Origin of the sequence: Burkholderia cepacia ATCC 25416, from assembly GCF_001411495.1 — a bacterium.
Lineage (GTDB): Bacteria > Pseudomonadota > Gammaproteobacteria > Burkholderiales > Burkholderiaceae > Burkholderia > Burkholderia cepacia.
Map to the genome: position 1 here is coordinate 124,914 of NZ_CP012983.1, position 18,483 is coordinate 143,396.

Annotated in this window: 14 protein-coding genes and 2 pseudogenes; 8 read left to right on the plus strand and 8 right to left on the minus strand. The window is 60.7% G+C overall.

Annotated features, from left to right (window positions below; all coding sequences use genetic code 11):
- Nucleotides 1–102: 102 nt before the first annotated feature.
- The 3 genes from APZ15_RS32955 to APZ15_RS32965 form a co-directional block, all read right to left on the minus strand.
- The gene (locus APZ15_RS32955) at nucleotides 103–1,149 is read right to left on the minus strand and encodes a polysaccharide deacetylase family protein (protein WP_049096765.1); all 1,047 of its coding nucleotides are present in this window, start codon (nucleotides 1,147–1,149) and stop codon (nucleotides 103–105) included.
- A gap of 229 nt (nucleotides 1,150–1,378) precedes the next feature.
- Nucleotides 1,379–2,704 carry an MFS transporter gene (locus tag APZ15_RS32960; RefSeq protein WP_027792259.1) on the minus strand — a complete coding sequence of 442 codons (1,326 nt, stop codon included), beginning with the start codon at nucleotides 2,702–2,704 and terminating at the stop codon, nucleotides 1,379–1,381.
- Nucleotides 2,705–2,749: 45 nt separating this feature from the next.
- On the minus strand, nucleotides 2,750–3,142 hold the full coding sequence (locus APZ15_RS32965; protein ID WP_027792258.1) for a 5-carboxymethyl-2-hydroxymuconate Delta-isomerase: 393 nt from the start codon (nucleotides 3,140–3,142) through the stop codon (nucleotides 2,750–2,752).
- 98 nt (nucleotides 3,143–3,240) lie between these two features.
- On the opposite strand from APZ15_RS32965, the gene APZ15_RS32970 reads away from it, so the two are divergent.
- Nucleotides 3,241–4,203 (plus strand): LysR substrate-binding domain-containing protein, encoded by a 963-nt coding sequence (locus APZ15_RS32970; RefSeq protein WP_027792257.1) that lies wholly within the window; start codon nucleotides 3,241–3,243, stop codon nucleotides 4,201–4,203.
- A 226-nt stretch (nucleotides 4,204–4,429) separates the two neighbouring features.
- On the opposite strand, the gene APZ15_RS32975 is transcribed toward APZ15_RS32970, so the two are convergent.
- The 3 genes and pseudogenes from APZ15_RS32975 to APZ15_RS32980 all read right to left on the minus strand — a co-directional run bounded on the left by APZ15_RS32975 (nucleotide 4,430) and on the right by APZ15_RS32980 (nucleotide 5,865).
- The gene (locus tag APZ15_RS32975; protein WP_027792256.1) at nucleotides 4,430–5,140 is read right to left on the minus strand and encodes an SDR family oxidoreductase; all 711 of its coding nucleotides are present in this window, start codon (nucleotides 5,138–5,140) and stop codon (nucleotides 4,430–4,432) included.
- Nucleotides 5,141–5,160: 20 nt separating this feature from the next.
- A pseudogene (locus tag APZ15_RS40265) lies at nucleotides 5,161–5,443 on the minus strand (oxidoreductase); the annotation flags it as partial.
- A gap of 17 nt (nucleotides 5,444–5,460) precedes the next feature.
- On the minus strand, nucleotides 5,461–5,865 hold the full coding sequence (locus tag APZ15_RS32980) for a VOC family protein (RefSeq protein WP_049096763.1): 405 nt from the start codon (nucleotides 5,863–5,865) through the stop codon (nucleotides 5,461–5,463).
- 887 nt (nucleotides 5,866–6,752) lie between these two features.
- On the opposite strand from APZ15_RS32980, the gene APZ15_RS41405 reads away from it, so the two are divergent.
- The gene (locus APZ15_RS41405) at nucleotides 6,753–7,097 is read left to right on the plus strand and encodes a hypothetical protein (protein WP_138143336.1); all 345 of its coding nucleotides are present in this window, start codon (nucleotides 6,753–6,755) and stop codon (nucleotides 7,095–7,097) included.
- Nucleotides 7,098–8,261: 1,164 nt separating this feature from the next.
- Here the strand turns inward: APZ15_RS41405 and APZ15_RS41410 are convergent.
- The gene (locus APZ15_RS41410) at nucleotides 8,262–9,263 is read right to left on the minus strand and encodes a hypothetical protein (RefSeq protein ID WP_138143337.1); all 1,002 of its coding nucleotides are present in this window, start codon (nucleotides 9,261–9,263) and stop codon (nucleotides 8,262–8,264) included.
- A 155-nt stretch (nucleotides 9,264–9,418) separates the two neighbouring features.
- On the opposite strand from APZ15_RS41410, the gene APZ15_RS41415 reads away from it, so the two are divergent.
- The 3 genes and pseudogenes from APZ15_RS41415 to APZ15_RS42420 form a co-directional block, all read left to right on the plus strand.
- Nucleotides 9,419–9,664, plus strand: a complete 246-nt coding sequence (locus APZ15_RS41415; protein WP_138143338.1) for a hypothetical protein — start codon at nucleotides 9,419–9,421, stop codon at nucleotides 9,662–9,664.
- 393 nt (nucleotides 9,665–10,057) lie between these two features.
- Nucleotides 10,058–12,115 carry an ATP-dependent nuclease gene (locus tag APZ15_RS32985; RefSeq protein ID WP_049096761.1) on the plus strand — a complete coding sequence of 686 codons (2,058 nt, stop codon included), beginning with the start codon at nucleotides 10,058–10,060 and terminating at the stop codon, nucleotides 12,113–12,115.
- A gap of 114 nt (nucleotides 12,116–12,229) precedes the next feature.
- Nucleotides 12,230–12,931 (plus strand): annotated as a pseudogene (locus APZ15_RS42420) (UvrD-helicase domain-containing protein); the annotation flags it as partial.
- A gap of 1,044 nt (nucleotides 12,932–13,975) precedes the next feature.
- On the opposite strand, the gene APZ15_RS42425 reads toward APZ15_RS42420, so the two are convergent.
- Nucleotides 13,976–15,064 carry a PDDEXK nuclease domain-containing protein gene (locus APZ15_RS42425; protein WP_226153384.1) on the minus strand — a complete coding sequence of 363 codons (1,089 nt, stop codon included), beginning with the start codon at nucleotides 15,062–15,064 and terminating at the stop codon, nucleotides 13,976–13,978.
- 110 nt (nucleotides 15,065–15,174) lie between these two features.
- Here APZ15_RS42425 and msrB point away from each other — a divergent pair, with 110 nt between their 5' ends.
- The 3 genes from msrB (at nucleotide 15,175) to msrA (ending at nucleotide 18,453) form a co-directional block, all read left to right on the plus strand.
- Nucleotides 15,175–15,705 carry a peptide-methionine (R)-S-oxide reductase MsrB gene (msrB, locus tag APZ15_RS33000; RefSeq protein ID WP_027792254.1) on the plus strand — a complete coding sequence of 177 codons (531 nt, stop codon included), beginning with the start codon at nucleotides 15,175–15,177 and terminating at the stop codon, nucleotides 15,703–15,705.
- A gap of 35 nt (nucleotides 15,706–15,740) precedes the next feature.
- Nucleotides 15,741–17,636 carry a cytochrome c biogenesis protein DipZ gene (locus APZ15_RS33005; RefSeq protein ID WP_027792253.1) on the plus strand — a complete coding sequence of 632 codons (1,896 nt, stop codon included), beginning with the start codon at nucleotides 15,741–15,743 and terminating at the stop codon, nucleotides 17,634–17,636.
- A gap of 121 nt (nucleotides 17,637–17,757) precedes the next feature.
- Nucleotides 17,758–18,453, plus strand: a complete 696-nt coding sequence (gene msrA, locus APZ15_RS33010; RefSeq protein WP_049096759.1) for a peptide-methionine (S)-S-oxide reductase MsrA — start codon at nucleotides 17,758–17,760, stop codon at nucleotides 18,451–18,453.
- Nucleotides 18,454–18,483 lie beyond the last annotated feature (30 nt).

Below are 18,483 nucleotides of genomic sequence, written 5' to 3' on the forward strand. Positions count from 1 at the left end.
CTCGAAAAAATGAAATGAATCCGGAAATGATGCGGCTTTGAATGTTCAGGCGGGAATACGTGCTGCGCGATCGCATCAGTGCGAAGCCGCTCGGGCAGTACCCTAGATCGTCTCGCTTTCGCGTACCGTAATCGGGCTTTTCAGTACGAACCGCGCAATGTCGTCCTTGCGCATGAACGCAACGCCGGGATGGCTCTTCGCATAACGCAGAAACGCGTCCCATGCACGCGTCATCTGCGGCGTTCCGCTGATACGGTCATGCGCGCTGATCGACATCATGCGTCGACGCGATCCCGCCTCTTCGTACAGCTGATCGAAATCGAACTTGATCTGTTCGAGGAATTTTTCCGGAGAGTAATTCCGGCCCTCGACCAGCAGGATGTCGTTATTGCGCAGTGTGTACGGAACCACCACGAAATCCTTGCCGTTGACCTTTTCGATGAACGGCTCATCACGGCTCGTATCGTCGATGTGATAGACGTAACCGAGTTCCTGCAGCAACGACAGTGTGTTCGGGCCGCGTCGCAGCCAGTTCGCGTTATAGCCGATCGGGCGTTGACCAGTCACCTCTTCCACCATCGATCGCGCCTGGATCAGGAACTCGCGTTCCTGTGGCCGCGACATCGCGTACTGCGAGTTCCACGTCGGCCCGTGGCCCGACGCTTCATGGCCACGCGCCACGATCTCCCGAGCAATCTCCGGATGCCGCTTCGCTGCCTCGCCGATCATATGAGCCGTCACCTTCACATCGTGGCGATCCCAGAGATCCAGCATCCGGGGAATCCCTTCGCGATATCCATACGCAAACCACGCTTCGGCGGCCAGATCGGCGGGGACACTCGCCGGGAAATCGACCTTCGGGAACGGATTGTCGGCCCCCTTCGGGGGCTGCCCGCCCGCCTCGAACTGCATCGAGATTGAAATGACCAGCCGCGCGCCGTCAGGCCAGAATTCTCCCCGCCCGGGCGCAGCGACCGCGTTCGATTGGGAATGACTCGTTTGCGCGCCGACCTGTGCCGTTTGAAGCATCGCACCGACGGCGAAAGCACCCGCGCCGACACCGGCCTTGGTCAGGAAGGAACGGCGCGTCGGCTGATCCGGCGCCCGATTGACTGAATCACGATCCGTTTGATCGACCTGAATTGCCATAGATAAGCTCCACATGACGCACAAGCGCGTCTGCGTCTATGTCACCGCGTTGCGGTGCATGATGACGAATGAACAGATATTGAATGTCGCGCCAAACCGTGCGCTTGGGATTAATTTTCGGCAAACGCCCATATTTTGAAAATGGGCCTTGAAATGAATAGACTTTCAATCCAGACCAAAAAATTCGGATCCCACCGAGACAGGTCAGGCAAACTCGGCATGCGTCTCTTCAATGCCTCGCCACCCGCCGATAAATCGCGGTGAGTACCGCAGCCGACAAGGCACTCAGTGCCAGCAACATGGTCGGCCCGATCGCATCGTGATGACGGTCTTTCAACCACCCGAACGCGATCGGTCCGGCGAAGCCCGCAAGGTTTCCGAAACAATTGATCGTCGCGATCCCCGCTGCCGCGGCCGTGCCGGTCAATCGCATGGTCGGCAGATGCCAGAACAGCGGCAATGCGGTCAGCGTGCCCGCAGCGGCGAGTGAAAGCCCCGCGATCACGGCCGGCAGAGCGCCACTGAACGATGCGCTCAAAATGAAACCAACCGATGCCACACCGGCGCCGCCTACGACATAGGCCGCCCAGTTACCCGCACGGTCCGCGCTACGTGCTCCGATATTCATCGCCAGCACCGCAATCAAATACGGAATCGCACTGCAAACGCCGATCCATGACAGTTTCGTCAGACCCGTGTCCTTCACGAGCGTCGGAAGCCAAAAGCCGATTCCGTACAGACCGACGAGAAGCAGGAAATAGATCGTCGTCAGCAACACCATCTCCGATGCCGACAACCTGGATGCGCGCTGCGTCTCCTCGGTACGACCTGCATTGACATCGAGGCCTCGCAACACCGCATCCGCCTCTTCCGGCGACAGCCAGCGGGCATCGTTCGGGCGGCTCGGCAGCAGATAATGCACGGCGAGGCCCACGACGACCGTCGGCAAGCCTTCGATTACAAACGTCCATTGCCATCCGGACAGCGCCGCGAATCCGTCGAGATTCGTCATGATCCAACCCGACAGCATGTTGCCGACAATGCCTGCGACCGCCGTCGCGCTCATGAACAACGTCGTCATCCGGCCGCGCCGGTGAGCAGGAAACCAGTAGGTCAGATACAGCACGATGCCAGGGAAAAATCCGGCCTCCGCTACGCCAAGGATCAACCGCTGCAGATAGAAAGTGGCGGGAGAATGTACCCACGCCGCGGCGGCCGAAACGATACCCCAGGTCACCATGATGCGGGCAATCCACACGCGCGCGCCCACACGATGCAGCACGAGGTTGCTCGGTACCTCGAACAAGAAATAGCCGACGAAGAATATCCCCGCGCCGATACCGTAGACGGTGTCGCTCAACCCAAGATCACCTGCCATCTGCAGCTTCGCGGCCCCGACGTTAACCCGGTCGAGATACGCAAGAACCTGAGCCACCAGAAGCAACGGCATCAGTTTCCAACCGATGCGTCGATAAAGTGCGTCGAGATCCGCGGGCGACGAGTCTGCCGGGATTGCTTTCCGCTCGTCGGGCGTCTCACACCCGGTGCTGCGCATGATGTCCATTTCAGTCTCCATGAATTGTTGTTAGTACGTGCCACGTCATGCAGAAGCACCCGTCTCGGCGTGGGTCCCGTCACGAACGGTCTTGATGTACGGCGCGCCGCTGAAATCGCAGACGAGTACGCAGCACTGCCAGCCGAACGCCGGCTGGATACGCTCGACGTCGTCTCGCACGACGTCGTGAATCAGTCTCCCCATTTCGTGCAGTACCGGCTCGCTCCTGGGCTTCGTCAGCAACAGCCTGACGACGACGAATTCGTTTGTCGGATCATCTCCGGACAAGAACTGCTCGGCCGTATAGGTGCGGCTCTTCAATTCGGATAACAAAGCATGCCCTTGCGCCGCGAGCCGTTTGTGCAACGTGCTCGTCAAGGATCGGAAATCGATCAGTCGCGCAATCCCGGGCGTGGATTCGATGATCAGGTGCGGCATGTCTTCACCTCTGTTGAAAGAATGCGTGGGTGAGAGGTTAGGATTCGAATCACCTGATGTAAATTAATGTTTTACGCATCAATTCATTAGCCCCTGTTATGTATTCAGCCATCGATCTTCGCCTGCTGCGCAGCTTCATTGCGGTCGCACGCTCGGGCAGTGTGACCCGCGGGGCAGCCCGACTGCATTTGACTCAATCGGCACTCTCGCAGCACCTCCGTGAGCTCGCGGATCTGCTCGGCGTGACGTTGTTCGATCGGGTGGGTCGCGGCATTCTGCTCACTCAAGCGGGTGCGGACCTGTTCGCGGAAGTCGAGCCGATCCTGGAAAAACTCGACGTGACGCTTGCCAACGTCCGGAACCGCTCGCTCGAAGTTCACGGCACATTGCGCATTGGTGCGATCGACACCTACGCAAGATCGCTCGTGATACCGACGATATCGACGCTACTCGCCCGGCATTCTCAGCTGCGCGTGTCCGTTCACGAACTCCCGGCCGCGGCGATCGATCAAGGGCTGATCGAAACTGAACTGGATATCGGCGTGTCGTTCTCTCACTTGTCGAATGCGGACATCGAGCAGAGAACGTTGTTCACGGAACGGCTGGCGCTCGTCCGGCGATCCAAGCGTCGCAAGGCCGGAAAGACCGTCAGCCTGCAAGAAGTTGCGCGCCAGCCGCTCGCGCTGCTGAATCGGACATTCGCCATGCGCGGGCAAATCGACGCCGCATGCGCGAGTGCAAACATTGCGCTGGACGTTCGCTTAGAGGCCGCCAATGTCGATTCGCTGATACGGCTCGTCGAGCATGCCGACTACGCAACAATCGCGAGCCCGCTGGCAGTGCAGGCCGGCTCGCGAATCGAAACGACGACTATCTCGGACGACGGCCTGGCGCGCATCGCTGCGTTGCGCTGGCGCCGCGGCAGGACCTTTACACCCGCCATGGAACGTTTTGAAGAAGCGATGTTGCAAACGATTCGTTCGTCTGGCCTGGAAACGCCAGACGACGATTCGGCACGCATGTCGGAGCCGTCCCGCCGTCCGCGTATTCGACAGCGTTGACGGCATCCTGAACACGCCCGTGGCGTAGACGGAACGGCTGCTCATGAGGCGGATACTCCCCTTCGCCCCAACTCCGGACGGACGTGAGCGATTCGCGAAGGAGTTCCGCTAAATCGCGGACGCGCGGTACCAGCAAGCGGCCGTAAAGGAAGATCACGCGCAACGGCGCGGCCCGTCAGGTTCGATGATGTTTTGGGTTCACCGGCACGCGTCCCGACGCAGGGTACTACGCGATCGCGCCACCACCGTCTACCAGCACCGTCGAACCCGTCGCATAAGGGGTCGACGCAAGGTAGAGCACGGCGTTCGCGACGTCCTCGGGTTGTCCAACTCGACCGGCCGGCAATCGCGCCGCGGCGCCTTCGTACATCCGGTCGCGCGCTTCAGCATCGATCTTCGACCAGAGAGGTGTCGCAATCAGGCCCGGGGATACCGTATTGACACGTACCGGAGCAAGTTCAAGCGCAAGTCCTCTCGCCAACGATTCAAGCGCCGCATTGATCGCGCCTTGCAAGACCGAATTCTTGCTCGGCCGCACACTCAGAAAGCCCGACACAAACGTCAGGGAACCACCTTGCCGAATGCGGACGGCCCGTGCGATGCGATACGCTCCCCAGAACTTGCTGTCCATCGCCGCGTAGGCGTCATCAAGCTCCAGACCACGCACCGGCCCCGTGGCTGTCTGGGCGGCCGATACGACAACGTGGTCGAATTCGCCCGCCGAATCGAGAAATGCACGGACGCTCGCGTCGTCGGTAATGTCCATCACGCCGGTGCTCACGCCATAACCGATCCTGTCTTTGCTCGCCGCCAGCCTGGCCGCATCGCGCGACGCAATCGTCACTGTCGCTCCGGCCTCCGCAAATGCACGTGCTGTCGCTTCACCTATCCCGGAGCTTCCGCCAACCACCAACACCCTTTGATCATTGAGTTTCATCGCCCGTTTCCTCCGTTAAGAATCTGTCCTTCGAACACCACCGCCGATGGCGCGACCGGCAACGCACCATCGTGGAAAGCCGGGGGCGACATCCTGCCTGCATGCCAGAGCTGTAAAAAGATGCGCCCCCTCCCTCTGCATGCACCGCCTCTGTCACGTTACGCCGGCCTTCGATCTGCGCGCACTGTGAATACCCGGCGTAAACGCGTAACCCTTACCTTGCGGAGAAATCCGCGTGGCTTCGGTCACGATCAGCGCCGCTGACGCGCGCTGCGCGTAATAACGCGCGTTGGCTGCGGTCGGCAAATCGCGTGGCCGGTTCAAGTATTCTTGATATCGCCTTGATCATTGGTTGCGAGTGCCGTCACGAACTCGACGCAAACGCCCGGAGCAATAGACACGAACAGCTGTCGCTCGTTGGACAACGGCACGTCGCTCAATGTGTAGTCGATCCGCCTGGTGGTCAGCCGCTCGATCAACGCCTCCCATTCGCGACGCGCGTCGATGCGCAGCGCAATATGATCGATACGCGGTGTGCTACGACCTTTTTGCGCAGGAAGCGTCGCGCGCGTAACGTGAATCATCGGGTGACGATCGAGATACAACCAATAGCCGTCCACGCTGAACGGCGGTCGGGGCCCGGTATCGAGACCGACAACCTCATCGAAAAAGCAACGGGTACCGTCGATGTCATCGGTAACGATGGTGGCGTGGTCGAAATGCATGGCTCATGCCTGTACGAGGGTGCGATGTTGTATTTTGTTGCCTCCGGTCGATCTTGATAATTGGCTTCGCGATTGAATGATTTTCAACGATGACAAGAAGATGGGAAGTGCATGTTTCCACGCTCCCGATCAGCCTGGTCAGTGGCCGAGAAGATTCGGGAAGGTCAACAGAAAATGAAAACGGGTGCAGACCACGGTCTGCACCCGTTACGTCCCTTCCGCATCCCGGTATACCCCATCATGAATCGGTGGTGACTGTAAGGCGACTTCGTCACCGGATCGGCTGCGGTGATCAAGCCGGGATTGCTCATCCCGGTGTGATTCGCGACCTCGGTCAGACATCTCGTGTATCCCGGTACGGTTCGATCGGCAAGCCAAAGTCCGGATTCCAGCGCCCCCCAACCAAACACTCTAGACTTCACGATTCATTTAACTCTGGATCGTGGCTGTGCTGTCAGCCAATACCCGCAAGGCTTTCCACTGCGGCCCCTCAAACGAAACGCTCCTTACCCCAGTCAGAACACTTAAAAAAACACTAGAAGGCGAACGCGATGCGTTCCAAGCGATGATAAAAACCCGCGCGTCACGATAATAAGCCATATCTCTCTGGCGCGTTAATCCCGACGATAGAATCGGTACGCAACAGCGAATAGCGGTTCTGGGGCGGCGCGAACGACTCTGAACTACCCTGAGCGGTCCTTCGTGTCTAACTTGTTGATGTCGGCTCTTGCGCGACGAGCGGGTTACCGATTCGTGCGTCTTAGGTAGCCCTCAGCTCGGCAAGATCAGCGACGCCGCGACATTCATATCGAGCGCGATCAGTTCAAGTCTCGAACGGGTAAACTTCACCCCCTAACTTACAAATAATCTTGCTCATAGGGGTGTTTATGGCGCAACTCGTCGACCGATACAACGCCTTCAAACGGTTCTATAAAGATTCGAAGGTAACATTTGATGGCTTCTTCCAGAACGACGAAGCCGCAAATGAAATAGAAAAACATTATTCATTTTACGCCGTCCCTGGCGGTTCAAATGGTGCCCTCGACGATCGAGTGGTGGAGGTTTTTTATGGAAATCGCGCGCTAGGCGCGACTCAACAACTTGCGTCCGGAGCAAATGGTTTGCCAACTGTAAAACGGGTGACGACCGTGGAATCCGGTGCCCAGTTGATATCCGAACGAACGGACGCTGGAACAGTCCTCGTGACCATTTACCCCGCAACTACGGCATGATTGAAGCAGCGGGAGGAATTTATCGTCTTAGATTGGATTAGAAGCCCCGTTCAATTTGCTCAGAAATAATCCATCGGCGGCACTGGCGGGCATTTGTATCGTGCATGCAATGCACTAGCGTAGACGGGCTGCCGACATTCGCTGACCGTCTTCGCGTCGGTTGGATGCGGTTTACGAAGCCCATGTCGGTTAATAAAAGGGTCGAGGGGCGACGGGCCAGCCGAGTGGCTAGTACGGTGCTTCAGTACGTCCTGACAATTGGGCTCAGTGGATTCCTGTTTTCGTTGGTCTCGCTGTGGGAGTCTGCGGGGCAGGAATCGCAGGTCCGTAACGAACGAGACGCTTTGATTCGTGATGCAGAGCGATGGAAAGTCACGACTGAAATGCTCAATCATCGGATCGACTCGCTGGAATCAAAGGTTGGCAAACTCCAAGTGTCTGACACCGCAAAGCAAAGCGCGAAATCTGTGTCGTGGACCGAGGCTCTAGCATCGCAAACCGTACACGCCCGCGAAACGAGTCGTAGACGAAACAGTGCAACGACGCAGTGAGTGGTACGTAGAGAGCGAGATCTCAAATGGGACGAGGTGAACTTACCGATGCTCGCTCTCTTCTTCGAATGGCCTTTGGGCGAGAAGATGCAGATGCTCGCGTTTCAACCTCGAATGACTGTTCATGGCGGCCGACCGCCGCCCTGCAACGCGCGACCGGCGCAGATCAACCCATCGTAGACGTTTGCGGCGCGCAACCGAATGTCCCTTATGCGTCGTCAAGCGGTCAGAGTGAAAGTTTCGCAGGTGTGTCGTAGGGGCTTTGACCAAGCAGCTGTTCGATGCGGAAATTCGAGCCGGAAACGTTTGACCTCGCTCTCGCTTCTGACGAGAGCCTGTCGATCCCCAAACGGCGCCCGCTCTCGGTGTCTTCGGCATCACCAACGACGTGCCGGAGGCATTCTTCGATCGGTGACTGGCCGAAAATCAGGAACCGCCCGCGATTCGCAAAAAGCTGATCTTTGCGCTGCCGCGTCGTGCCGATATCGACGCGATGGCGACCGAGCGCTCAGACATCAAGAGCGGCCTGGAACCGCTTTACCCAAAGAAGCTCCGCAAGGACTTATGCCGCTGGAGAAGGAGTGAAAACAGGTGGAAGTGGACCATGAGTCAGCTAGTTCGCACGCACAACGGTCAAGTCCTTACCGGGAATAATCAATATCTTTCCTGACGCAGGAATACGAATCACCCATCGACTCCCCAACGAGTTAAGAACCTCGACGCTTTTTACGAGGGATGGACCTTTCCCCTCACATCGAAGCTGGGGTGCGGCGGCAGATGTACGAATGGCATTGCACAGCTCACTGCCAACCAGTAGGTCTACTGGCGTCTTCTCAGCAATACCAACCGCGTTCGCGATAAATCGAGGCACCGGCGGTCCAAGCAACAGGCTTATTTCGAGTACCAGCATGGCGCTGATACTTAACTGTGCGCCCACGTCCCGGAGCCCAATAGCTACCTGTGCCCCTCCCAATATGACAACGACGAAGACGGTGATCAGAAACCAAAAATTGCTATGATGGCCAGGCGAACTCGCCCAGAGTAAGTTCAACGTTACCAGCGAGGAGACCGTCGTGAATGCGCCTAACACAACCGACACGAAAAATGTCCATCGACTTTCCAATGCCTCCACACCCCAAACGCGTGGACATGACACAAGGAAAATACAGGACCATATGAAACCGATTACAGCAACACCCACGCAAATAGCTGCGTGAGACTCAGCACGCTGAGGAAAGTAGGCGCACGCAGCCACTGCGGAGATCGTCAACGCTTGGGTGCAGAAAAATCTGGTGACGAGGTGGTTAATCGCCTCGCGCCGACGTCTTAGAGACACGAGTTCTGCCGGCCTGATCCCAAGCATGTAATAGACCCACGCCGGTACAGACAGCGAAATTATGAGCACGGCCAGAAAAATCCCCCCGGTCAAACCGGCTTGTACGGCAACAAGGGCTCCCTGAGCGAAGGAAATATCCGGCGTGAACTCGAGCGTGCCGAAATACACGGTTAAGCAGATGATTCCAAACGCTGATGCAACCGGCACAATGGCACTGATCGCTTTCTGTAACCCATGTTGCCGTAGCATGTGTGCGAAGCTACCGATTTTCGATTCCAACATTCGCCTCCAACGCAGAACGAAAAATTGAGGTCTCTGGATAAGGTCGCTGAAAGCCAAGCGAACATCCAAACGCGGATTTCGTGTCTATCGGCGCAAATGTACACTTCCGTAGCTCGTAAAAATGATCAGATGCTCGGAACATGAAATTTACCATGTCAACTGGCATCGTCACGTTCGACTGCGGCGCGTGGTCGACGCGCCATCCACCGCCAGCCACAACCACCAACGCGGCGCTCGCCCAACTCTATTTCGCCGAGGCACAGCTGTACTGCGACAACAGCCGATCACGGCATGACAGCACCATAGACCAAAATAAAGTCGTCACTGTTTGCGAAGGAAAGATGTCACGTCGCCGGTCATCGTTGACCAAGAAATGCAAAACCCTCGGGAATTCATGAGGTTTCACGTCGCGCAATAATGTTGTCACTGAGTGCGGCGTCGCGAAGACCGATGTCAACTCCACTGCGGCGCCGTCGCCGCGCCGGGAGCTGAGGTCACGCGTTTTCCGAAACCTAAGTTTTGGAAGACGATCGCGCTATCGTGATAAGAAGAATTGCCCAAACATGGGTTCGGCCGGCATCGCGCTGAAACGGCGCTTCATGGCCGCAACAGACACTCTATTTTTGACTTGCGTCAAAAGCAAGGGATTACCGTTCGCTAGATATCCCTGAAATTCTATTCCGGCCTATCACAGCTCCAATGATCGGTTAGAATTTCCGACAAATATTCAGTCTCTCGGCTGTGTCACTGGATAGGCTATCGGTAGGGCTCTACGCGGCGGGGGCGTCACTGTGTATATCGCAGAAATTCGAATCGAGAACTTCCGGCTGTTTGGTGCCAATAACAAGGCGCTCGTGCTACCACTGTCCCCGGGACTTACCGCATTGGTCGGCGAGAACGATGCCGGCAAGACAGCGGTTATTGACGCGCTACGTTTGGTGGTCGGCACGCGTGATCAGGACGTACTGCGGGTGGATCCACTTGATTTTCATCAGCCTACCCCCGGTGGTCCAAGTGCCGATGAAATTATCATCCGTCTGACTTTCAGAGGCCTCACCACGGCGGATCGAGGTGCGTTTGCCGAATTCCTCACATATGAGACGGTAGCGGGAGCGACCAATACCGTGCTGATCGTGACCTGGGTTGCGAAACGCAACACAAAGGAAGGCAGCTCACGCCGGGTGCTTCCGCCTGAGTGGCGGACGGGTGCCAAGGGGGACGGCCCCTTGCTCGATCTGGGGGCACGATCGCTGCTGACGGCGACGTATCTGCGGCCGTTACGCGACGCCGAGCGGGCCATGAGTTCTGGTCGAGGATCGCGACTATCGCAGATCCTCCAGCACACCACGGAAATCCGCGACACAGGAAACCCTTTCGACAAGCTTGCCGATCCACCACCCGACCCGACGACGTTGAGTGTGCTGGGCCTTGGCGACTATGCTACTCATCTGCTTGCGGAGAGCGAAGGCATTAAGCAGGCTCGAAAGCGGCTCAATGATGAGTACCTGAAGCCCCTCTCGTTCGCTAACGATATGCTGAATGCGCGAATCGGCGTAGCAGGAGCGCAGGAGGACAGCCTCAGATTGCGGCAGCTACTTGAGAAGCTTGAGCTCGTACTGACCGCATCGTCTGACGCCGAAAGTGCGCACAGTCGTGGACTCGGCTCAAACAACCTGCTGTTCATGGCGTGCGAGCTCCTGCTTCTCGCTACTGAAAGCGACGGGTTCCCGTTGCTGCTAATCGAAGAGCCCGAGGCGCATCTCCATCCGCAGCGGCAGTTGCAACTTATGTCGTTCCTGCAGGCACAGGCAAAGAAGACGCGTGCTGATGGACAGCGCATCCAGATCATCGTTACAACGCACAGTGCCAATCTCGCTTCGGACCTACAACTCGACAAGCTCGTACTGATTGAAGGCGGACGGGCTTTCCCTCTGAGTCAGGGTAAGACCAAGCTCAGTGGATCAGACTATCGATTTCTCGAGCGCTTCCTCGACGTGACCAAGGCAAACTTGTTCTTCGCGCGCGCAGTAATGATTGTCGAGGGGGATGCCGAGAACATCCTCCTACCCGTCATAGCGAGGTTACTTGACCGCGATTTCCACCATCACGGTGTCTCCGTGGTTAATGTCGGCGGTGTTGGGCTCGGCCGATACGCACGCATATTCATGCGCGAAGACGTCGAGAAGGATGGGGTCGTTAACATTTCCGTCGCCTGCCTCACCGACATGGACGTGATGCCAAACAATGCGCCTTGGATCGTGGGCAAGCTGGAGGACGGGCAGCTGATCCCTCCAAGACCTCCCTCAAAGCGGCAATGGCGCATTAAGGACGATTTTCCGGGCGAACACCTTGAACAGCGGCGAGCCGAACGCAGGGAGAAGGCCTCAGGCCAAAAGGTCGAGACGTTCGTCGCTAACGAATGGACGCTTGAATTTGACCTCGCATTCCACGGTCTCGGCAAGCACGTCTACCGCGCTGGGACACTGGCGTTAGCCAATGACCGCCTCTCTGCCGGCACTGCCGAGCAGGCCGTCATCCTCGCCGCCGCCGATGCAGCCTATCAAGCGCTGATCGATGCGGGTCATGACCCATCGACGCTCGCCTCACATGTCTATGCGCTGTTTGAGGCTGATGGGGCCTCAAAGGCGATCGGCGCGCAATATCTTGCCGAACTGCTGGAAAAGGAGGCCGCCTACAATAACCTAGATGCCCATAGCTTGCGCGCATTGCTGCCGCCCTACATCGTTGCTGCTATCGAGCATGTCACCGGGCCGTTCGCACCGCCGCTCGCAGGTGGCGCAGCCGGAGAGCCCGGCGCGGTAGTGATGGCGCGGGCACCGGGGGCCTGAGTGATGTACGACGATCTAGTCCGCGAGGAAGACGTTACCTGGGCAGCGGTATTGATGGGGCTTGGCCCCGCCGGATTTGCGGCTGTCGAGGGTGATGACAGCCGACTCCGAGCAATGCTGCGACTCGACACAATCGACTTCGAGGCATGCCCGGGAAGTGGCAAGACGACTTTGTTGGTCGCAAAACTCGCAGTTCTAGCGATGCGCTGGCCAAGCCGTCAGCAGGGCATCTGCGTGCTGTCACATACCAATGCCGCGCGCAACGAAATCAGCGCGAAGCTCAGCAGCTCGGCGTCGGGTGTCTCCTTGACACGCTACCCGCACTTCGTCGGCACGATCCACGCGTTTGTGAATGAGTATCTCGCGCTGCCTTGGCTCCGGTCGAAAGGAGTCGAAGTGCGCTGCATCGATACCAGGATTGCACTTGCGAAGCGGTGGAACCTGTTACCCGCGAATCGGCGCTGGGCTTTGCAGCAGGCAAATCTGAGCGAGACCTGCCTGATTTACGACCAGACTGACTATGGCGGGGGCAAGACAGGCCGTTTCGGACCGCAGACGCCGACATATCAAGCGATGATCGATGCGCGTCGCCAGTCGAGCGAACAGGGATATTTTTGCTTCGACGAAATGTTCGTATGGGCCTGCGAATTGCTTGATCGGCATCCTGAGACGATTCCAATGCTACGTCGGCGCTTTCCACTGGTATTCATCGACGAGGCGCAGGACAACAGTGAGGCACAATCGGCGCTGCTGCACCGCATCTTTTGCAGCGGCGACGCACCGTCGCGCCGTCAGCGTTTCGGCGATTCCAACCAGGCCATCTACGGTAGCGCCAGCGAGAGCGGCGCCACGACGGACCAGTTTCCAGGCGCTGCTGTACATCCGATGCCACGAAGCTACCGTTTTGGTCAGAATCTTGCGGACCAAGTGAAGGGATTTGGGGTTACGCCGCATGCGCTAATCGGCGCCGGTCCACCGGATCACCTCAGCGCCGATCCTAAGGCGTCGGCAATCTTCCTTTTCGATGACGGGTCGGTCCAGAGAGTGCTGGAGCGCTATGGCCAGCATCTGCTGGATAGCTTCGACGCGGCTGTACTGGAAAACGGAGTGTTCACTGCAGTGGCTGGGGTTCACGAACCCGGAGGCGACGATCGCATCCCGCGAGCGATGGGACACTATGTGCCCGGTTACGACCCGGCATGCGTTCGGAAGGAGTCAACTCCGAGCAGCTTCGCCCAATACCTTGCGCGGGCTCGTTTTGAGATGGCTGGCAGCGGAAACACGGACAGGCTTATCAACGCCGTGGCGGCGGCGCTCCTCGCTGCCAGCGAGCTTGCCGGCGCCCCATATGGAGCGAGCGCACGAAAATCGCCTCATCGCCGGGTGGTCGAGATGCTTGGCGACAGCGATGCAAGAAGCGAATATCTCGCATTGCAAGAGATCATCCTGACGCACCAAGGCGATATCACCCCTGCGCTCTGTGCGGAGGCAGCACATGCCCATCTCGAGGCAGTGATCCGGCAACTGAGCGGCGCAGAGGTACTTGGGGAGGATGTTGCCACCTTCTTAGCACCGCCGCAGGCTCAGGCCATAGCTGGGGCCGAAGCTGCAATCGCCGCGCGTACCGATAATTTGTTTGCTTATCCGCCTGACGCACCACAAGTACACATTCGACTGAGCTCGATCCATGCGGTAAAGGGCGAAACGCACACGGCGACGCTCGTCCTCGACAGTTTCTACCACGCGCATCATCTAAGCGAACTCAAGCCATGGTTGCTGGGCACGAAGTCGGGCGGCTTTTCGACAAACGCCAGGGGCCGGCAGGTCCCTGAAGGCCCGAGAATGCTCGGGCGGCTCAAGTTACATTACGTCGCGATGACTCGCCCGACCCATCTGCTGTGCTTGGCGATGCGAAAGGACGCGTTTGGGCCTGGGGAACTCGACACGCTGATGGGTCGAGGTTGGACTGTCATTGATTGCTGCTCGGATGTGCAGGTACAAGTCTAGGCGTACAGCTATGGATTTTTTGCGGACTTGAGACATTCTCGTCGTGACGTGCAAGCGGTTGTAGAACAGCAGATCAAGATAGAAGTCGTCATCGTCGATTGGCAATCGCTTTTGGCGAGCAACGAACGTGAAGCCTGCGCCGAGCTCCAGTAGGAACTGTTCCATCTCGCGCAGAATCGCATCTTCGAGATCGCGCTCGAGGTAGTGATCGTTGAGGCCAAGAAAGTCGAGGATGTACAGATCTTTCAGCACGAGATCGGACGTCACCTGCTGCGCGTCACGCAGGTGCGCCACTTCGCGCCGGATCACTTCGTCGGGCTGGCGCGATAGTGCACTGCGCTCGAACAGCATCGACTGCATCCGCTCCTGCAACTGCCGCGACGACCAGCGCTCCAGGCGACAGAGTTCAATATAGAAGTCGCGCTTGAGCGGGTCGTCGACGTACATCAACATCTTCAGATGGGTCCAGCTCAATTCTCTCCTCAGTGCGGAGAGAATTGGTTCATCCGGAAACACCTCGGCCGCGCGGATGCAGTGGCGCAATTGCTGCTCGCTCCAACCCCGGCCGTATTCGGCTCTCAGTTGCCGGGCGAGCGCGGGGAGGATCTGTTGTCCGTAGCCCGCGCGCTCACCGCCCAGCACATCATCCCGAATGCGACACCCAACCTGCCAATAAAGTAGGGTCAGTTCTGCGTTGACGGCCGCCGCCGCCCGGGCGCGCGCCAGTAGTGGCCACGTTACCGGAATCTCGGCAACGGCGGAACCCTGCTGGGCGCTCCCCCAATTCTCTCCGCACCGCGGAGAGAATTCAGCCACCGGCCCGTCGAGGCTCTCGCCTGTCACTGCGCTAAAAGTGCGCGCTCGCAATTGAGCTTCGGCACCGCCAGAGACAAAGCCACCTCCGGTCGCACGGCCCGGATCGAAGAACCTCCCGGCCCGCATGCAACGCCATCCCAGACTTCACGATTCATTTAACTTTCCGTGAGGACTTCGACACCGGCCGCTGACTACGATGGGCGCATGTTTTCAGGACCTGCTGCCAGGAGCCCATCATGCCCACCCGCAGACATCTGCTGTTCGCCGGCGCCACCGGCCTCGCCGCGCTTGCGACCCTGTCGTCCGTCGGCCGCCGCGCGCTGGTCGGCCGCGCGTTCGCCGCGCCGCCGGCCACCCCGCAGACGGCCGCGCCTTTCGAAGTCACCCTCAGCGACGCCGAATGGCATCGCCGGCTCACGCCCGCCCAGTACACGGTCCTGCGCGAAGCCGGCACCGAGCGCCCGTACACCAGCCCGCTGAACGACGAGCACCGGCACGGCACGTTCGCGTGCGCCGGCTGCGACCTCGCGCTGTTCTCGTCGGCCACCAAGTTCGACAGCCATACAGGCTGGCCGAGCTTCTGGAAGCCGCTCGACCACGCGGTCGCCACCCACACCGACGCGTCGTTCGGGATGATCCGCACCGAAGTGCACTGCCGCCGCTGCGGCGGCCATCTCGGCCACGTGTTCGACGACGGCCCGCCGCCGACCGGCCTGCGCTACTGCATGAACGGCCTCGCCCTCGCCTTCCACCCCGCCACCGCCTGATCCGGCCCCACGCCTGATCGACTGGAGAACGCACCATGCTGCTCATCGTCCTTGCCTATCTCGGCGGCGTGCTCACGATCCTGAGCCCGTGCATCCTGCCCGTGCTGCCGTTCGTGTTCGCGCGCGCCGACCAGCCGTTCGTGCGCACCGGCCTGCCGCTGCTGGCCGGCATGGCCCTCACGTTCGCCGTCGTCGCGACGCTCGCGGCCGTCGGCGGCGGCTGGGTCGCGCAGGCCAACCAGGCCGGCCGCTGGGTCGCCATCGTGCTGCTCGCGGTGTTCGGCCTGACGCTGCTGATGCCGCGTCTCGCGGAGCACCTGACGCGCCCGCTCGTCGCCGCCGGCAACCGCCTCACCGGCTTCGCGCAACGCGACGGCCGCCCGGCCGGCCCCGCGTCGTCGCTGCTGCTCGGCGTCGCGACCGGCCTGCTGTGGGCGCCGTGCGCGGGCCCGATCCTCGGGCTCGTGCTGACCGGCGCCGCGCTGCGCGGCGCAAGCGTCGGCACGACACTGCTGCTGGTCGCGTATGCGGCCGGCGCGGCGACGTCGCTCGGCGTCGCGCTGGTGATCGGCGGCAAGGTGTTCGCCGCGATGGAGCGCTCGCTCGGCGCCGGCGAATGGATCAAGCGCGGAATCGGCGCGGCGCTGCTGGCCGGAGTCGGCGCGATCGCGCTCGGCCTCGATACGGGTGCGCTCGCACAACTGTCGACCGTCACGACGGGCGGGCTCGAAACGAAGCTCGTCGACCGGCTCGGCGGGCATGCGAGCGGCGCGCCGGTCGCGATGGCCGCGGCCGGCGGTTCGGCGGAGAACGTGGCAGAACGCGCGGCGGACGGCGCGGCCAACGGTGCCGCGAACGGTTCCGGCGGCGCGATGATGGCCGCGACAGCCGATGCCGCGCAGGCCGGCGGCGCGATGATGCGCGCGGTGGACGCGACGCATGGGCCGGCCGCGCTGCCCGTCGAAGGCACGCTGCCGTCGCTCGACGGCGCGGTGCAGTGGCTGAACTCGCCGCCGCTGACGGCGGCCGGCCTGCGCGGCAAGGTGGTGCTGGTCGATTTCTGGACCTATTCGTGCATCAACTGCCTGCGCACGCTGCCGTACACGACCGCGTGGGCGCGCAAGTACGCGCCGTACGGGCTCGTCGTGATCGGTGTGCACGCACCCGAATTCGCGTTCGAACGCGACATCGGCAACGTGAAGAAGGCCGTGCACGACCTCGGCATCGACTTCCCGGTGGCAATCGACAACCGTTTCGCGATCTGGCGCGCATTCAACAACGAATACTGGCCCGCGCACTACTTCGTCGACGCGCAGGGCCGCGTGCGCCGTCACCACTTCGGCGAAGGCGAGTACGCGGAATCGGAGCGCGCGATCCAGTCGCTGCTCGCCGAGGCCGGCCATCCGGAAGCGCTGAACGTGCCGCTCGGGCTCGCCGGCACGCCCGCGAAGGGTGCGCTCGCGGCGGCCGACAGCGCGGACGTCCGCTCGCCCGAGACCTACGTCGGCTACGCACGCGCCGAGGATTTCGTGTCGCCCGGCGGCGTGGTGCGCGATGCGGCGTATCACTATGCCGAGCCGGCCCGTCCCGATCTGAACGACTGGGGCCTCGCCGGCATGTGGCGGGTCGGCGCCGAACGCGCGACGCTCGCGGCGCCCGCCGGCCGCATCGTCTACCGCTTCCATGCGCGCGACCTCCACCTGGTGCTCGGCCCCGGCGAGGACGGCAAGCCGGTGCGCTTTCGCGTGACGCTCGACGGCGCGGCCCCCGGCGCCGCGCACGGCAGCGACGTCGATGCGCAAGGCTACGGCACCGTGACCGGGCAACGCCTGTACCAGCTGGTCCGGCAACCCGGCGCGATCGCCGATCGCACGTTCTCGATCGAGTTTCTCGATCCCGGCGTGAATGCCTATGCGTTCACGTTCGGCTGATCCCGGCCGGGGGCGGCGCACCGGCGCCGCGTCCGGGCCCCGCTTTCCATTCCGCCTTCCGAAGGAGCACACCGTGAACACCACCTCCCCCCGCGGTTCCGCGCCGCAACGGCGCACGGCGATGCTGCGCCGCATCGGCGCCATCGCCGTCGCGGCGCTCGCCGTGTTCGGCTACCAGCGCATCGTCAACTCCGCCGAGGCGATGCGCACCGTACCCGCGCCCACGCTCGACGAAACGCCCGGCACATCGCACGACGAGACGGCCGTGTTCGCCGGCGGCTGCTTCTGGGGCGTGCAGGGCGTATTCGAGCACGTGAAGGGCGTGAAGCAGGTCACGGCCGGCTATGCGGGCGGTGCGTCCGAAACCGCGCACTATGCGCTCGTCGGCTCGGGGCTGACCGGGCACGCGGAATCGGTTCGCATCGTCTACGACCCGACCCGGATCACGTACGGCCGGCTTCTGCAGGTGTTCTTCTCGGTCGCGCACGATCCGACCGAGCTCAACCGGCAGGGCCCCGACGAAGGGTCGCAATACCGGTCGGCGATCTTCCCGACCACCGCGCAGCAACGCGCGGTCGCGACCGCGTACATCGCGCAGCTCGGCACCGCGCACGTGTTTCCGGCGCCGGTCGTCACGCGCGTCGAGGACTACAAGGGGTTCTACCCGGCCGAGGCCTACCACCAGAACTACCTCGAGCTGCACCCCGACGCGCCGTACATCGCGTACAACGACATGCCGAAGATCGCCGGGCTGAAGCAGTACTTCCCGGCGCTGTACCGCACCGACGCGGTGCTGTGGCGCGATGCGCGCTCGTGACCGCCACGCGGTCACGCGGCCGCGTGACGG

Excerpts from the sequence above, each read along its gene's own strand:
- APZ15_RS32965 (WP_027792258.1), bottom strand. The coding sequence starts at position 3,142 with ATGCCGCACCTGATCATCGAATCCACGCCCGGGATTGCGCGACTGATC.
- APZ15_RS41415 (WP_138143338.1), top strand. The coding sequence starts at position 9,419 with ATGTCAACTGGCATCGTCACGTTCGACTGCGGCGCGTGGTCGACGCGC.
- APZ15_RS32980 (WP_049096763.1), bottom strand. The coding sequence starts at position 5,865 with ATGCATTTCGACCACGCCACCATCGTTACCGATGACATCGACGGTACC.
- APZ15_RS32955 (WP_049096765.1), bottom strand. The coding sequence starts at position 1,149 with ATGGCAATTCAGGTCGATCAAACGGATCGTGATTCAGTCAATCGGGCG.
- msrA (WP_049096759.1), top strand. The coding sequence starts at position 17,758 with ATGCTGCGCCGCATCGGCGCCATCGCCGTCGCGGCGCTCGCCGTGTTC.
- APZ15_RS42425 (WP_226153384.1), bottom strand. The coding sequence starts at position 15,064 with ATGCGGGCCGGGAGGTTCTTCGATCCGGGCCGTGCGACCGGAGGTGGC.
- APZ15_RS32975 (WP_027792256.1), bottom strand. The coding sequence starts at position 5,140 with ATGAAACTCAATGATCAAAGGGTGTTGGTGGTTGGCGGAAGCTCCGGG.
- APZ15_RS32970 (WP_027792257.1), top strand. The coding sequence starts at position 3,241 with ATGTATTCAGCCATCGATCTTCGCCTGCTGCGCAGCTTCATTGCGGTC.
- APZ15_RS32960 (WP_027792259.1), bottom strand. The coding sequence starts at position 2,704 with ATGCGCAGCACCGGGTGTGAGACGCCCGACGAGCGGAAAGCAATCCCG.
- msrB (WP_027792254.1), top strand. The coding sequence starts at position 15,175 with ATGCCCACCCGCAGACATCTGCTGTTCGCCGGCGCCACCGGCCTCGCC.
- APZ15_RS33005 (WP_027792253.1), top strand. The coding sequence starts at position 15,741 with ATGCTGCTCATCGTCCTTGCCTATCTCGGCGGCGTGCTCACGATCCTG.
- APZ15_RS41405 (WP_138143336.1), top strand. The coding sequence starts at position 6,753 with ATGGCGCAACTCGTCGACCGATACAACGCCTTCAAACGGTTCTATAAA.